We start from the raw sequence: 14,468 nt of genomic DNA, 5'->3' as shown, positions 1-14,468 counted from the left end.
GGTTCCCGGGTTGCGAACAGTCGCACCGGTGAACAGATTCCACTTTATTAATTGAAGAGTGTGCTTGTTCGCTAGAACCCGATAGGGTTTCGGTGGTCATTGCGTTAGGGAAACGCCCGGTTACATTCCGAACCCGGAAGCTAAGCCTTTCAGCGCCGATGGTACTGCAGGGGGGACCCTGTGGGAGAGTAGGACGCCGCCGAACAATCTTTCAGGACCCTTGGTCCCAGCGTTCAACGCTGGGACCAAGGGTCCTTTTGTTTTTGCTGTTTCCGCATCGGCTGGACCGGTGCGGGAGAATGACTGAAGTACCTCAAGACAGGAGTCACGCCGATGTCCACCAACTCTCCCGACGACCGGTCGGAGCGCGAGCCGCGGCGCCGGGACGGCGGCGACCGGCGGGACTCCCGCGATTCCGGACCCCGCCGTGACCGCGACCGTGGTGGCTTCCGCCGCGATGACCGTCGTGACGACCGTCGTGATGACCGCGGTGGTTTCCGCCGTGATGACCGTCGCGATGACCGGCCGCGCGGGCCGCGTCGTGATGACGACCGTGGCGGCCGACCCGGTGGCGGGGGCTTCGGACCCCGCGATGACCGTGGCGGTCGGCCCAGCGGTGGCTATGAGCGTCGTGACGACCGGCGCGATGACCGGCGCGATGACCGGCGGGATGACCGTCTGCGCGGTCCGCGCCGTGACGACCGCGACGGAGGATTCCGCCAGGGTGGTTTCCGGCGTGACCGTGATGACCGTCCCGGCTTCCGTCGTGATGACGATCGTGGTGGCTTCCGTCGCGATGACCGCCGTGACGACCGTGGTGGATTCCGCCGTGATGACCGTCGTGACGACCGTGGCGGTTTCCGCCGTGACGATCGGCGTGACGACCGAGGTGGGTTCGGCCGTGATGACCGTCCCGGCTTCCGTCGTGATGACGATCGTGGTGGCTTCCGTCGCGATGACCGCCGTGACGACCGTGGTGGATTCCGCCGTGACGATCGTCGTGATGACCGCCGTGACGGTCGTGGTGGGTTCCGTCGCGATGACCGCCGGGACGATCGCCGTGATGACCGTCGTGATGACCGTGGTGGGTTCGGCCGCGACGACCGGCGCGATGACCGTGGTGGTTTCCGCCGTGACGATCGTCGTGATGACCGCCGTGATGACCGTGGTGGGTTCCGTCGCGATGACCGTCGTGATGATCGGCGCGACGACCGCGGTGGTTTCCGCCGTGACGACCGCCGTGACGACCGCCGTGATGACCGCCCGCGTGGTCCGCGCCGTGATGACCGCGATGGCGGGTTCCGTCGTGATGGCCGGGACGATCGCGGGCCGCGTCGTCCGTACGGCCAGGGCCGTGGGCGCGATGACCGGTCCGGCGGTGGCTTCAAGGGGCGCCGTGACGACCGTTCCGGTGGCTACGGGCGCCGTGACGACCGGGGCCGGGAGCGTGGTGATCGCGAGCCCATCAAGCGGCTGCCGATCCCGGAGGACGTGACCGGCGACGAGATCGACAAGGCAGTGCGGCAGGAGCTGATGAGCCTGCCGAAGACACTGGCGGAGGACGTGGCGAAGAACCTCGTCATGGTCGCCAAGCTGCTCGACACCGAGCCCGAGCAGGCGTACCAGTACGCCCGCGTCGCGCTGCGGCTCGCCTCCCGGGTGGCCGCCGTGCGTGAGGCCGCGGGCTTCGCCTCGTACGCCGTGGGGAAGTACGCCGAGGCCCTTGCCGAGTTCCGGGCCGCCCGGCGGATGACCGGCAACTCGGAGCTGTGGCCGGTGATGGCGGACTGCGAGCGTGGCATGGGCCGTCCCGAGCGGGCGCTCGCCATGGCCGGTGAGCCCGAGGTGCAGAAGCTGGACCGGGCCGGTCAGGTCGAGATGCGGCTGGTGGCCGCCGGTGCCCGGCGCGACATGGGTCAGGCCGACGCCGCCGTGGTGACCTTGCAGAGCCCGGAGCTGGCCTCGCACTCCGTCCAGCCCTGGACCGCGCGGCTGCGCTACGCGTACGCCGACGCGCTGCTGACCGTGGGGCGTGAGGACGAGGCCCGTGAGTGGTTCGCCAAGGCGCTCGAGGCCGACCAGGGTGGGACCACGGACGCGTCGGACCGGCTCGCGGAGCTGGATGGTGTGGAGTTCGTGGACGCCCTCGACCCCGACGAGGCGGTTCAGGACGAGCCTGAGGTCCAGGCCCCCGAGGCCGTCGAGGACGACGAGACCGAGGGCGACGAGGCTGCTGAGCCCACAGCGGAAGCCGCGGAAGCCACCGAAGCCGCGGAAGCCCCCGAAGCCACCGAAGCTGCCGAGGACACCGACGAACCGCAGGACGGCGACGACCGCTGACAGACCGTGAAGAGGGCGGCACCCGTGTCACACGGGTGCCGCCCTCTTCCACGTCAGGTTCAGCCCAGCGTCAGGCTGCGCAGCACAAGACCCGTGGCCGGCTTCGGCCCGAAGGAGGTCGACTTGTGCGGCATGGCGACGCCCTGGCGGGCCAGGTCGTGGACGACGTCCTCGTCCACCGGATGCATCAGCACCGCCGTGCCGCCCAGCCGTTCCGCCTGCTCGACCGCGGCCTCCGCGTCGTGGATGTAGCCGATGTGCTCGGGCGCGTCCGGGACGTTCCAGAGGTGCTCCAGGAGCACGGAGTGGAGGACCGTCGCGTCCAGGGTGCGCCATGCCTCCGGGCGTCCCTCGGGGACCGTACGGGCGAGCAGTTCGGCATCGGGGCGGTCCAGGAGGTGGAAGCGTCCGTCCCCGGTGAGCAGGAAGGCGTTTCCGCCGGGCTCCGCGGTCGTGGCCTCGGCCAGCGCGTCGAGGGCACGCGGCAGTGGGCCCTCGATCTCCTGGATCCGGAAGGCGTGGCCCGCCGCGGCCAGTGCCTTGGCGGGCGGCAGCCGTCTCAGCAGCCGGTGGATGGCTCGGACCCGGAGCGGGTAGCGGGTGGTGTCCACGAGCAGGACGAGGCCGTAGTCCCACGGGCCGGGTTCCGGCCGCTCCTCGCGCAGCCGCAGATAGGTGGCCCAGCGGTGGTGGCCGTCGGCGATGAGCGCCTGGTGGCGGCGGAGGTCGGTGGCGATCTCGACGAGATCGCCCGGGTCGGTCAGCCGCCACAGATGGTGGTCGATCCCGTCCTCGGTGGTCGTGGACAGCAACGGCTCGCGCTGTACGGTGCGTTCGATGACATGCGCGGCACCGCTCCCCCCGCCGTTGCCGCGGTAGGCGAGCAGCAGGGGTTCCAGATTGGCCGCGGTGGCGCGCATCAGATCGGCGCGGTCCTCGACGACATGGGGCATGACCTCCTCGTGCGGGAGGACGATGCCCTCTTCGCGGGGGCTCAGCCGCAGGGCACCGATCAGACCGCGCTGGAGGGTCTGGCCGTCGCGCTGTTCATAGATGTAGAGCGCCGGTTCGGGGTCGGCGGCGAGGATGCCGTCGGCCTGCCAGCGGCGCAGTGTCTCGGCGGCCTGCCGGTGGCGGTCGGCGGGGGTGCCGGCCTGCGGCAGGATCAATCGGACGATGTTGTAGGGGTCCGCGGTCTCGAGTGCGCGCAGACCGTCGGGCCGAACTACCACGTCATAGGGCGGGGAGGTGACAGCGGCGATACTGCTGACCCGTTCCGCCGCGTAGCGCAGCCCACGGAACGGAGTGAGCTGGAGACCTTGCCCGCCAGGCCCTGAAATGCTCATTTGAGAATGCTATGCCCCGGACGGGGATGGGCGATGATCGGGGGCGTAGCGCACAGATCTGCGAGGAGTGTGTCCATCCATGAACCAGACCGCCGTCCGGACCCGGCCCGAGGGCAGTGAGCGGCCGCTGAACGCGGTGTACGACACCGCCCTGCTGGACCTCGACGGGGTGGTGTACGCGGGCGGTGAGGCGATCGACCACGCCGTGGACGCGCTGGGCGCCGTACGGGACGACGGGATGCGGCTCGCGTATGTGACCAACAACGCACTGCGCACCCCGGAGGCGGTGGCCGAGCATCTGACCCGTCTCGGGGTGCCCGCCGGGCCCGAGGACGTGATCACCTCGGCGCAGGCGGTGGCCCGGCTGATCGCCGAGCAGCTGCCGTCGGGCGCGCGGGTGCTGGTGATCGGTGGGGAGGGGCTGCGGGTGGCGCTCCGCGAGCGCGGTCTGACGCCGGTGGAGTCGGCGGACGACGATCCGGCGGCGGTGGTGCAGGGGTACGGCGGACCGGATATGCCCTGGTCCCGGCTGATGGAGGCGGGGTACGCGGTGGGGCGCGGGGTGCCGTGGTTCGCGTCCAACACGGATCTGACGATTCCGAGCGGCCGGGGTATCGCCCCGGGCAATGGCGCGGCGGTCCAGGTCGTACGGATCGTCACGGGCAGGTCCCCGCAGGTGGCGGGGAAGCCGCTGCCACCGATGCACCGGGAGACGATTCTACGGACCGGTGCCCGGCGGCCGTTGGTGGTCGGGGACCGGCTGGACACCGATATCGAGGGCGCGTACGCGGGTGAGGTGGACTCGCTGCTGGTGCTGACCGGGGTGACGGACGCGGCGCAGCTGCTGGCGGCCCCGCCGAAGCACCGGCCGACGTATGTGGACCGCGACTTGAGGGGGCTGCTCAGCGCCCAGCCCGAGGTGGAGCCCACCGGGGCCGCGGACGGCGTGGCGGACGGTTTCCGGTGCGGAGGCTGGACGGCTCGGGTACACGACGGCGCGCTGCTGCTGGAGGGGGACGGGGACGAGCCGATGGACGGGCTGCGGGCGTTGTGCGCGGCGGCCTGGACCGCGGCGGGTGACGGTGTGAGCACGACGGATGCGGGGAAGGCTCTGGCGCGGCTGGGGTGGTGAGCGCCTGGACGACCGGGGCCGGTGAGTGATCTCGCGGACCCCGTCGACCTCCCGGTTTTCCGGATCCCGCCGGGGTACGGCCGTTGAGGCTTAGGGTAACCTAACCTAGTCCTGATCGGCCGTGCTGTGAGGTGGAGTTCCGCGTGACCCTGGTCAGTCCGGTGAAAGCCGGGACCGAGACAGCGACCACGCCACCCGGGCGCCGCACCGCGCGTCGGGCGGCCGGGCTGGTCGCCTCGGTCGCCGTGCTGCTGGTGGTCGTCGCGGCCAGTATCGCCATCGGCGCCAAGCCGATCCCCCTGGACGAGGTCTGGCACGGGCTGTTCCACTACAGCGGCGAGAACAGCGATGTGGTGATCCGGGACCTACGGGTTCCGCGCACCATCCTCGGCCTGCTCGTCGGTATCGGTCTCGGGCTCTCCGGCGCGGTCATCCAGGCGCTCACCCGGAATCCGCTGGCCGATCCCGGGCTGCTGGGCCTGAGCACGGGCGCGGCCGCCGCCGTCGTCTCGGCGATCAGCTTTCTCGGCGTCACCTCGCTGACCGGGTATGTGTGGTTCGCGTTCCTCGGCACCGCCGCGGCCTCCGTCCTGGTGTACGCGCTCGGGGGCAGCCGCGGGGCCACCCCGGTGCGGCTCGCGCTCGCGGGTACGGCCGTGTATGCCGCGCTCTACGGATACGTCAACGCCGTTCAGCTGCTGGACGGGGTGGCGCTGGACAAGATGCGCTTCTGGATGGTGGGTTCGCTCGCCTCCGCGAACATGACGATCGTTCAGCAGGTCTCGCCTTTCCTGCTGGTCGGATCGGTGCTCGCGCTGGCCCTGGCCCGCCCGTTGAACGCCATGGCGCTCGGCGACGACACCGCCCGCGCGCTCGGCACCCATCTGGGCCGTACCCGGGCGCTGTCGATGCTGGCCGTCACCCTGCTGTGCGGGGCCGCGACCGCCGCCTGCGGGCCGATCGCGTTCGTCGGGCTGATGGTGCCGCACCTGGTGCGCGCGCTCACCGGCCCCGATCTGCGCTGGATCCTGCCGTACGCCGCGGTGCTCTCACCGGTGCTGGTGCTGGGCGCCGACGTGATCGGCCGGATCGCCGCCCGGCCCGCCGAACTCCAGGTCGGAGTGGTCACCACCTTCATCGGCGGGCCCGTCTTCATCTACCTCGTACGCCGCCGGAGGATGGCCCAACTGTGAACGCGAGCAAGCGCCTGACGCCCAGGACGCGCGGGGTGACGCTGCGCACCCGCGGGTTCTCGATGCGCCTGGACCTGCGCGGGGCGGTCGTCGGTCTGCTGCTGATCGCCGTATCGCTGGTGATGAGCGTCGTCCTCATCGGCACCGGCGACTTCCCCATCGCCCCCGCCGATGTGATCCGCACCCTGACCGGCCATGGCACCGCCGCCCAGGACTTCATCATCAATGAGCTGCGGATGCCGCGGGTGCTGGTGGGGTTGCTGGTCGGCGGGGCCCTCGGGCTGTCCGGCGCACTCTTCCAGAGCATCTCCCGCAATCCGCTGGGCAGTCCGGACGTGATCGGCTTCGGACAGGGCTCGGCCGCCGGTGCGCTCGCGGTCATCGTGCTGTTCCAGGGCAGCCCCGGCGCGGTCGCGGCCGGGGCCGTGATCGGCGGTCTGGTGACCGGGGCCGGGGTCTACGCGCTGTCGTGGCGGCGGGGCGTCCACGGCTACCGGCTGGTGCTCGTCGGTATCGGCGCCTCCTCGATGCTCAGCGCCGTCAACGGCTATCTGCTGACCAAGGCCGATCTCCCGGACGCCACCCGCGCGGTGGTGTGGCTGACCGGTTCGCTCAACGGGCGGGACTGGGAGCAGGTCTGGCCGCTGGCAGTCGTCTGCGCGGTACTGCTGCCCGTGGTGCTGGGCCACGCCCGGGATCTGCGGATGCTGGAGATGGGCGACGACAGCGCCTACGCCCTCGGGGTGCGGGTGGAGCGGACCCGGCTGGTGCTGATGCTCGCGGCCATCGTGCTCACCTCGTCCGCCACGGCCGCGGCCGGGCCCGTCGCCTTCGTGGCGCTCACCGCCCCGCAGCTGGCCCGCAGGCTCACCCGTTCCTCGGGGCCGAATCTGCTGCCCTCGGCCTGGATGGGCGCCGGGCTGCTGATCACCGCCGACTGGTCGGCGCAGCGGCTCTTCGGGGCCGATCAGCTGCCGGTGGGTGTGCTCACCGGGATGCTGGGCGGCGGCTATCTGGTGTGGCTGCTGGTGACCGAGCGCAAGGCGGGGCGGATATGAGGAATCACAACGGCGCGGACGGAGACACGGAACACACCATGGGCAAGGACACCCGGCAGGACAAGGACACCCGGCAGACCGTGGCTTCCAGCACCAGCACCAGCACCGGTACGCGTACGCAGGGCGCCACCGACGGGCCGCAGCGGCTCATGGCCGAGGGGCTCACCCTCGCCTACGACCGCCGTACGGTCGCCGAGAACCTCTCCGTCACCATCCCGGACCACTCCTTCACGGTGATCGTCGGGCCCAACGCCTGTGGTAAGTCCACCCTGTTGCGCGCCCTGTCCCGGATGCTCAAGCCCGCCGCCGGATCGGTGCTGCTGGACGGGGCGGCGATCGGCTCGCTGCCCGCCAAGAAGGTCGCCCGCACCCTCGGGCTGCTGCCCCAGTCCTCGATAGCCCCGGACGGGATCACCGTCGCCGACCTGGTCGCCCGCGGCCGCTATCCGCACCAGGGGCTGCTGCGCCAGTGGTCGGAGACGGACGAGCGGATCGTCCAGGAGTCGATGGACGCCACCGGTGTGGGCGAGCTGGGCGACCGCTATGTCGACGAGCTCTCCGGCGGCCAGCGCCAGCGGGTGTGGATCGCCATGGCCATCGCCCAGCAGACCCCGCTGCTGCTCCTCGACGAGCCCACGACCTATCTGGACATCCAGCACCAGATCGATGTGCTGGATCTGTGCGCCCAACTCCACGAGGAGCAGGGCCGTACCCTCGTCGCGGTCCTCCACGACCTCAACCACGCCGCCCGCTACGCCACCCATCTGATCGCGATGCGCGACGGGGTGGTCGTCGCCGAGGGGGCGCCGGGTGAGGTGGTCACCGCTGAGCTGGTGGAGCGGGTCTTCGGACTGCGCTGCCAGGTGATCGATGACCCGGAGAGCGGCACCCCGCTGGTCATCCCGGCCGCCCGCCGGGCCCGTACGTCCGCTGCGTCGGCCCCCTCGGACGCGGCCGGATCCCCGGGCCGCGCGGAGGACCGGCCCCGTGCGCTGTCGACCGCTACAGCAGTTTCCGCAGCCGGACCAGATCGAGCAGCCCCGCCTCGAGCTTGATCCGGCCGCTGCCCCACGCCCGGGCGAAGTGCAGTTCTCCGTCGACCAGCGCCACCAGGTCGTCACCGCTCATCGCGAGCCGGATCTGCGCACGCTCGGGCGGCGGGCCGGACACCGTCGTCACATCCTCGATCCGGCTGTCCACCAGCCGACCGACGAAGGTGGTGTCGAGGTCGGTGATCCAGCAGCTCACCGAGCGGTCGAGCGCGGCGGCGCCGCGGAGGTCCCCGTTCGCGCCCGCGAGATTCTCCGCCAGTTTGTCGAGTGCGCCACGGCACTGTTCCAAGGTCGCCATCGCGATGACCGTACCCCAGGTCGCGCACGTCGGAGAACGTCCGGTTCGCGGTAGCGTCGGGGCCATGAGTGAGCCGATGCCGGGCGTACGGCCCGGAGCAGAGTCCGGCGCCGGGCCCGCTGTGCCGGACCTCACAGCGGGCCGGGCGCCGCGGCCCGCGGCCGAACCGTCCCCGGAGACCCCAGAACCCCTGGCGGCGACCCCGGAGCGTGCGGAAGGCACGGTTCCGCAGTCCCCGGACACCGCCCCTGCCCCGTCCGCCGAGGCTCCCGGGCCCGCGGAACCGGCTCCGCTCGGCGTCCCCCGTACCCCCACCGGCGTCGCCGAGGTCGACGCACGGCTCGAGCGGCTGGCCGATGCCGACCACCTCGGGACGGGCGAGCATCTGGAGGTGTACGAGGATGTGCACCAGGGCCTGCGCGACACGCTGACGGCACTCGACCGGCGGCCCGGACCTCCGGCTCCCGCCCCGCAGGGCCCCGTATGACCACCTCCGGAACCGACCTCAGGAGCTGAATCACCCGTGGCAGTGACCCGCCCACGACGCGTACGACTCGACGCGGAGCTGGTGCGTCGCGAGCTGGCCCGTTCCCGTGAGCACGCCAGTCAGCTGATCGCCGCGGGCCGTGTCACCGTCGGCGGGATGACCGCGACCAAGGCCGCCACCCAGGTGGAGACCAGTGCCGCCGTCGTCGTGATCAAGGACGACAGCGATCCGGAGTACGTCTCGCGCGGTGGCCACAAGCTGGCGGGGGCGTTCTACGCCTTCAGCGAGGAGTACCGGAACGGTCCCGGCGCCGGGCAGGTCACCGACGTCCGGCCGCTGCCCGGGGCGGCGCTCGCGGTCGCCGGGCGGCGGGCGCTGGACGCGGGGGCGTCCACCGGGGGCTTCACCGATGTCCTGCTGCGCGCGGGCGCCTCCGGTGTGGTCGCCGTGGACGTCGGATACGGACAGCTCGCGTGGTCCCTCCAGAACGATGAACGCGTGACCGTTTTGGACCGTACGAACGTACGCGAGCTGACGCTCGAACAGATCGGAGGGGAGCCTGTGGACCTGGTCGTCGGCGATCTCTCCTTCATTCCGCTGGGGCTGGTGCTGCCCGCCCTGGTGCGCTGTGCCGCGCCCGGCGCTGATCTGGTGCTGATGGTCAAACCGCAGTTCGAGGTCGGCAAGGAACGGCTCGGCAGCGGCGGTGTCGTCCGCAGCGCCGAGTTGCGCGCCGAGGCGGTGCGCACGGTGGCGGAACAGGCGGCGGGTCTGGGTCTTGGAGTGCTGGGTGTGACGGCCAGCCCGTTGCCCGGGCCGTCGGGCAATGTCGAGTACTTTTTGTGGATGCGCGCCGGGGCGCCGGCACTGGACCCGGCCGATGTTGACCGTGCAGTGGCGGAGGGGCCCAGTTGACCACTTCAGAAGCAGCGTCGGAATCAGCGGATCAAGCCGATCGGGCGGAGCCGACGGCCAGGCGCACCATCTTCCTGCTCGCGCACACCGGCCGCCCCGCGGCCATCCGCAGCGCGGAGCTGGTGGTGCAGGGGCTGCTGCGCAGCGGTATCGGAGTGCGGGTGCTCGCCGCCGAGGCCGAGGACCTGCCGCTGCCGCCCTCGGTCGAACGGGTGGAGGCGGGCCGGGACGTCCTGGACGGCTGTGAGCTGCTGGTGGTGCTCGGTGGGGACGGGACGCTGCTGCGCGGGGCGGAGTTCTCGCGGATCTCCGGGGTGCCGATGCTCGGGGTCAACCTGGGCCGGGTCGGCTTCCTCGCCGAGGCCGAGCGCGATGACCTGGACAAGGTCGTGGACCGGGTGGTGACCCGGCAGTACGAGGTCGAGGAGCGGATGACGATCGATGTGCTCGTCCGCAACGACGGCCACATCGTGCACACCGACTGGGCGCTGAACGAGGCGTCGGTGGAGAAGGCGGCCCGTGAGCGGCTGCTCGAGGTCGTCACCGAGGTCGACGGCCGTCCGGTGTCCCGCTTCGGCGGTGACGGTGTGGTCTGCGCGACCCCGACCGGTTCGACGGCGTACGCCTTCTCGGCGGGCGGCCCGGTGGTCTGGCCGGAGGTGGAGGCGCTGCTGATGGTGCCGATCAGCGCCCATGCCCTGTTCGCCAAGCCGCTGGTGACCACGCCGGACTCGGTGCTCGCGGTGGAGGTGCAGCCGCAGACGCCGCACGGGGTGCTGTGGTGCGACGGGCGCCGCACGGTGGAACTGCCCGCCGGGGCGCGGGTGGAGGTGCGGCGGGGTGCCGTACCGGTGCGGCTGGCGCGGCTGCACCACGCGTCGTTCACCGACCGTCTGGTGGCCAAGTTCGCCCTCCCGGTGGCGGGCTGGCGCGGCGCCCCCCACTAGGCCCTGTCCGGTGGGTCTTATCGGGCCCGCGACGCCTGGCACCGCGCCCCCAGCTAACGCTGGGAGGTGCCCCCGGCCGCGTTGTCGGAGTCGCCCGAGTACGCCCAGTACGAGGGCGATCCTCCGCCTTGCGATCCTCCCCCAGCTACCGCTGGGAGGTGCCCCCTCACCAGACGCCGCGGGCTGCTCCTCAAAGACCCACCGGACAGGGCCTAAGCGCTCCGCGGGAAGTGCCGCGAGGTGCCGTCATGCGTCTGCGGCTGTGTCGTGGCCGGTCGCCCACGCGGCGGAGCCGCACATCGACACAGCCGCGGCGGAGCCGCACATCGACACAGCCCCGCGCCCCTTCGGGGCGCACCCGAACCGCACCGGACTTCGGCGAGGCCCGCTCAGGCCCTGTCCGGCTCGTACCAGGGGTGCGCGAAAGCGGCATGCCGGGCTCCGTCCGCCCGGTCATCTGTGCGGGCGGAACCCGGAAGGTGAGCCCCGTCGTCGCGTCCGACCCGCCAAACCTCGTATGGTCTTGCACGTGCTGGAGGAGATGCGGATACGTGCGCTGGGCGTCATCGACGACGCGGTCGTCGAGCTGTCACCCGGCTTCACCGCGGTGACCGGTGAGACCGGCGCGGGCAAGACCATGGTGGTCACCAGTCTGGGGCTGCTGCTGGGCGGCCGCGCGGACGCCGCCCTGGTACGGATCGGCGCCAAGGCGGCGGTCGTCGAGGGGCGGATCACGGTCGACGCGCGCTCGGCGGCGGCGGTGCGGGCCGAGGAGGCGGGCGCCGAACTGGACGACGGCGCGCTGCTGATCAGCCGTACCCTCTCCGCCGAAGGCCGCTCCCGCGCCCATGTGGGCGGCCGGTCGGTCCCCGTGGGGCTGCTGGGCGAGCTGGCCGACGACCTGGTGGCCGTCCACGGCCAGACCGATCAGCAGGGCCTGCTGCGGCCCGCCCGGCAGCGCGAGGCGCTGGACCGGTACGCGGGCGAGGCGGTCGCCGGACCGCTGGAGAAGTACGCGGGCGCCTACCGCAGACTGCGTGCCGTCACCGCCGAGCTGGACGAGCTGACCACCCGCGCTCGTGAGCGCGCCCAGGAAGCCGATCTGCTCCGCTTCGGTCTCGAGGAGGTGGCCGCCGCCGAGCCCCGCCCGGGGGAGGACTCCGAACTGGCCACCGAGGCCGAGCGGCTCGGCCATGCCGAGGCCCTGGCCTCCGCCGCCGCTGTCGCCCACGCCGCCCTGGCCGGGAACCCGGAGGACCCCGAGGGGGTGGACGCCGCCACCCTGGTCGGGGGCGCCCACCGCGCCTTGGAGGCCGTACGCTCCCACGACCCGGCGCTGGCCGGACTGGCCGACCGGATCGGCGAGGTCGGCATCCTGCTGTCCGACGTCGCCCAGGAGCTGGCGGGCTACGCCGACAACCTCGACGCCGATCCGCTGCGGCTGGCCGCCGTCGAAGAGCGCCGCGCGGCGCTGGGCCAGCTGACCCGGAAGTACGGCGAGAGCATCGCGGACGTGCTGGCCTGGGCGGAGCAGGGCGCGGCCCGGCTGGCCGAACTGGACGGCGACGACGACCGCATCGGCGAGCTGACCGCCGAGCACGACGCGCTGCGCACCGAACTCGGCGAGCTGGCGCAGACGCTCACCGACGCCCGGACCGAGGCCGCCGCCCGCTTCGCCGAGGCGGTCACGGCCGAACTGGCCGAACTGGCCATGCCGCACGCCCGCGTGACCTTCGCCATCCGCCAGTCCGACGCCGCGGACGAGACGGCGGGCATCGAGGTGGGCGGCCGGGCCGTGCTCTACGGTCCGCACGGCGCCGACGAGGTCGAGCTGCTGCTCGCCCCCCACCCCGGCGCCCCGCCCCGTCCGATCGCCAAGGGTGCCTCGGGCGGTGAGCTGTCCCGGGTGATGCTCGCGGTCGAGGTGGTGTTCGCCGGTTCCGATCCGGTGCCGACGTATCTCTTCGACGAGGTGGACGCGGGCGTCGGTGGCAAGGCCGCGGTCGAGGTGGGCCGCCGGCTGGCCCGGCTGGCCCGTTCCGCACAGGTCGTGGTGGTCACCCATCTGCCCCAGGTCGCGGCCTTCGCCGACCGGCACCTGGTGGTGGAGAAGACCAACGACGGGTCGGTGACCCGCAGCGGGGTCAAGGCCATGGCGGGCGAGGACCGCGTACGGGAGCTGTCGCGGATGCTGGCGGGCCAGGAGGATTCGGAACTGGCGCGGGCGCACGCCGAAGAGCTGCTGGAGACCGCGCGCGGCGGACGCTGAGCGCTCCGCGGGCTTCGGGGCGGGACCGGACCGCACCGGGCTTCCCGGGGTCACCCGTACGGGTGATGCTGCGGACGTACGGCCGAGCCAGAGCCGGGCGTTGCGCAGAGGCATTGCCGCGTGGGCACCGCGAGTGCTGGCATTCTTGGGCCCAGCGCACTCGTACCGCCCGCACCGCCGCGCCCGATCCTCGACCCTATACCGCCTCAGGAGCTCCGCCCGCGTGAGCAGTACCGTGAGCACCACCCCGGTCCCGCCGCACGGGCAGCCGTCGCTGCACGCCGTCCAGGTGCTGGGGAAGGGCGGTTCGGGCAGTGGGGTGCATGTGCGGTCGCTGTCGGCCGGGCTGGTGGCGCGCGGGCTGCGGGTGACCGTGTGCGGGCCCTGGAGCGCCGAAATCGGGTACGGCTTCACCGAGGCGGGCGCGGGGTTCGCCGCCCTCGACGCGCTGACCGACGCCGGAAGCGTCGCCTCGCTGCGTTCGGCCTCGCTCGGCGCCGGGCTGGTGCATGCCCATGGGCTGCGCTCCGGACTGCTGGCCGCGATGGCCCTGCGCGGCCGGCGCGTTCCGCTGATCGTCACCTGGCACACCGCGGTGGACACCGACGGGGCGCGGGCGCCGGTGGTCCGGCTGATGGAGCGCAAGGTGGCGCGCACCGCCTCGATCGTGCTGGGCGCCTCCTCGGATCTGGTGGACCGGGCCCGCGCCCGGGGTGCCCGCGACGCGCGGCTGGCACCGGTCGCGGTCCCGGCGCCGCGCGCCGCGGGCGGCAGGGACGGGGCGGGCGACGGTGACGAGCAGAAGGCGCGGGCCGAACTGGGCGCCGTGGAGCGGCCGTTGCTGGTCACCGTGGGCCGTCTGGAGACGACGGGCCTCGGCCCGCTGCTGGACGCGGCCCGGCGGTGGCGTGCGCTGGACCCGCAGCCGGTGCTGGTGGTCGCGGGGGAGGGGCCGGACCGTGCGCCGCTCCAGCGCAGGATCGAGGCGGAGGGGCTGCCGGTGCGGCTGCTCGGCCGCCGTGACGATGTGCCGGAGCTGCTCGCGGCGGCCGATGTCGCGGTGCTCTCCAGCCGCTGGGAAGCCCGTTCGCTGCTCGCCCAGGAGGCACTGCACGCGGGGGTGCCGCTGGTCGCCACGGCCGTGGGCGGAGTGCCCGAACTGGTCGGGGACGCGGCCGAACTGGTGCCGTACGGCGATCCGGAGGCGCTGGCCGACGCCGTCACCGGGCTGCTCGCCGATCCGGCGCGGCGGGTGGCGCTGGCCGCCGCCGGGCGGGCGCGGACGGCCGGTTGGCCCACCGAGGACGACACGGTCGGCCATGTCCTCAGCGTCTACGACGAGTTGGTTCAGACCTTTTGGTGTCACGGGGGTTGACGCCCCCCGGCGGCGATGGGCAGGGTGCTGCGCAGTGACGGTCGGAGAGCGCTCTC

12 protein-coding genes, 1 rRNA gene and 1 pseudogene are annotated in these 14,468 nt (G+C 72.5%); 12 read left to right on the top strand and 2 right to left on the bottom strand.

Annotated features, from left to right (window positions below; genetic code table 11):
• The first annotated feature begins 88 nt into the window (after positions 1–88).
• The 3 genes and pseudogenes from rrf (at position 89) to JK363_RS25000 (ending at position 2,340) form a co-directional block, all read left to right on the top strand.
• Positions 89–205: ribosomal RNA gene (gene rrf, locus JK363_RS25010) — 5S ribosomal RNA — on the top strand.
• A gap of 128 nt (positions 206–333) precedes the next feature.
• A pseudogene (locus tag JK363_RS43880) lies at positions 334–1,407 on the top strand (hypothetical protein); the annotation flags it as partial.
• Positions 1,408–1,518: 111 nt separating this feature from the next.
• Entirely contained in the window at positions 1,519–2,340 is an 822-nt protein-coding gene (locus tag JK363_RS25000; RefSeq protein WP_307821858.1) for a tetratricopeptide repeat protein, read from the top strand.
• A 59-nt stretch (positions 2,341–2,399) separates the two neighbouring features.
• Here the strand turns inward: JK363_RS25000 and JK363_RS24995 are convergent, their stop codons facing one another.
• Complete coding sequence (locus JK363_RS24995) at positions 2,400–3,686, bottom strand: DUF1015 family protein (protein WP_201877422.1); 1,287 nt, start codon at positions 3,684–3,686, stop codon at positions 2,400–2,402.
• A 79-nt stretch (positions 3,687–3,765) separates the two neighbouring features.
• On the opposite strand from JK363_RS24995, the gene JK363_RS24990 reads away from it, so the two are divergent.
• The 4 genes from JK363_RS24990 (at position 3,766) to JK363_RS24975 (ending at position 8,124) form a co-directional block, all read left to right on the top strand.
• Positions 3,766–4,818 (top strand): HAD-IIA family hydrolase, encoded by a 1,053-nt coding sequence (locus JK363_RS24990; RefSeq protein WP_201877420.1) that lies wholly within the window; start codon positions 3,766–3,768, stop codon positions 4,816–4,818.
• A gap of 143 nt (positions 4,819–4,961) precedes the next feature.
• Complete coding sequence (locus tag JK363_RS24985; RefSeq protein ID WP_201877418.1) at positions 4,962–6,011, top strand: FecCD family ABC transporter permease; 1,050 nt, start codon at positions 4,962–4,964, stop codon at positions 6,009–6,011.
• Positions 6,008–7,069, top strand: a complete 1,062-nt coding sequence (locus JK363_RS24980; protein WP_372444837.1) for a FecCD family ABC transporter permease — start codon at positions 6,008–6,010, stop codon at positions 7,067–7,069. Before JK363_RS24985 ends, JK363_RS24980 begins: the two co-directional genes overlap by 4 nt.
• 149 nt (positions 7,070–7,218) lie before the next feature.
• Positions 7,219–8,124: an ABC transporter ATP-binding protein gene (locus tag JK363_RS24975; RefSeq protein WP_236076086.1), complete on the top strand. Its 906-nt coding sequence runs from the start codon at positions 7,219–7,221 to the stop codon at positions 8,122–8,124.
• On the opposite strand, the gene JK363_RS24970 is transcribed toward JK363_RS24975, so the two are convergent.
• Positions 8,072–8,419: a sterol-binding protein gene (locus JK363_RS24970; RefSeq protein ID WP_201877416.1), complete on the bottom strand. Its 348-nt coding sequence runs from the start codon at positions 8,417–8,419 to the stop codon at positions 8,072–8,074. The genes JK363_RS24975 and JK363_RS24970 overlap by 53 nt on opposite strands.
• 64 nt (positions 8,420–8,483) lie before the next feature.
• Between JK363_RS24970 and JK363_RS24965 the strand changes: the two genes are divergently transcribed.
• The 5 genes from JK363_RS24965 to JK363_RS24945 all read left to right on the top strand — a co-directional run bounded on the left by JK363_RS24965 (position 8,484) and on the right by JK363_RS24945 (position 14,412).
• Positions 8,484–8,906: a hypothetical protein gene (locus JK363_RS24965; protein WP_201877414.1), complete on the top strand. Its 423-nt coding sequence runs from the start codon at positions 8,484–8,486 to the stop codon at positions 8,904–8,906.
• Between the two features lie 42 nt (positions 8,907–8,948).
• Positions 8,949–9,821: a TlyA family RNA methyltransferase gene (locus JK363_RS24960; protein WP_201877452.1), complete on the top strand. Its 873-nt coding sequence runs from the start codon at positions 8,949–8,951 to the stop codon at positions 9,819–9,821.
• Positions 9,818–10,768, top strand: coding sequence for an NAD kinase (locus tag JK363_RS24955; RefSeq protein ID WP_215911248.1), 951 nt, complete (start codon positions 9,818–9,820; stop codon positions 10,766–10,768). Before JK363_RS24960 ends, JK363_RS24955 begins: the two co-directional genes overlap by 4 nt.
• 517 nt (positions 10,769–11,285) lie before the next feature.
• Positions 11,286–13,037: a DNA repair protein RecN gene (gene recN / locus JK363_RS24950; RefSeq protein ID WP_201877412.1), complete on the top strand. Its 1,752-nt coding sequence runs from the start codon at positions 11,286–11,288 to the stop codon at positions 13,035–13,037.
• A gap of 235 nt (positions 13,038–13,272) precedes the next feature.
• Positions 13,273–14,412 (top strand): glycosyltransferase family 4 protein, encoded by a 1,140-nt coding sequence (locus JK363_RS24945; protein WP_201877449.1) that lies wholly within the window; start codon positions 13,273–13,275, stop codon positions 14,410–14,412.
• Positions 14,413–14,468: the final 56 nt, after the last annotated feature.

This window comes from Streptomyces coffeae (assembly GCF_016741875.1).
Classification (GTDB): domain Bacteria; phylum Actinomycetota; class Actinomycetes; order Streptomycetales; family Streptomycetaceae; genus Streptomyces; species Streptomyces coffeae.
Note: the sequence above shows the minus strand (reverse complement) of the source record. Positions and strands in the feature narration are given on the sequence as shown.

Bases quoted from the DNA above. Each gene is read 5' to 3' on its own strand.
- JK363_RS24995 (WP_201877422.1), bottom strand. From the start codon at position 3,686: ATGAGCATTTCAGGGCCTGGCGGGCAAGGTCTCCAGCTCACTCCGTTC.
- JK363_RS24990 (WP_201877420.1), top strand. From the start codon at position 3,766: ATGAACCAGACCGCCGTCCGGACCCGGCCCGAGGGCAGTGAGCGGCCG.
- JK363_RS24975 (WP_236076086.1), top strand. From the start codon at position 7,219: ATGGCCGAGGGGCTCACCCTCGCCTACGACCGCCGTACGGTCGCCGAG.
- JK363_RS24970 (WP_201877416.1), bottom strand. From the start codon at position 8,419: ATGGCGACCTTGGAACAGTGCCGTGGCGCACTCGACAAACTGGCGGAG.
- JK363_RS24965 (WP_201877414.1), top strand. From the start codon at position 8,484: ATGAGTGAGCCGATGCCGGGCGTACGGCCCGGAGCAGAGTCCGGCGCC.
- recN (WP_201877412.1), top strand. From the start codon at position 11,286: ATGGTCTTGCACGTGCTGGAGGAGATGCGGATACGTGCGCTGGGCGTC.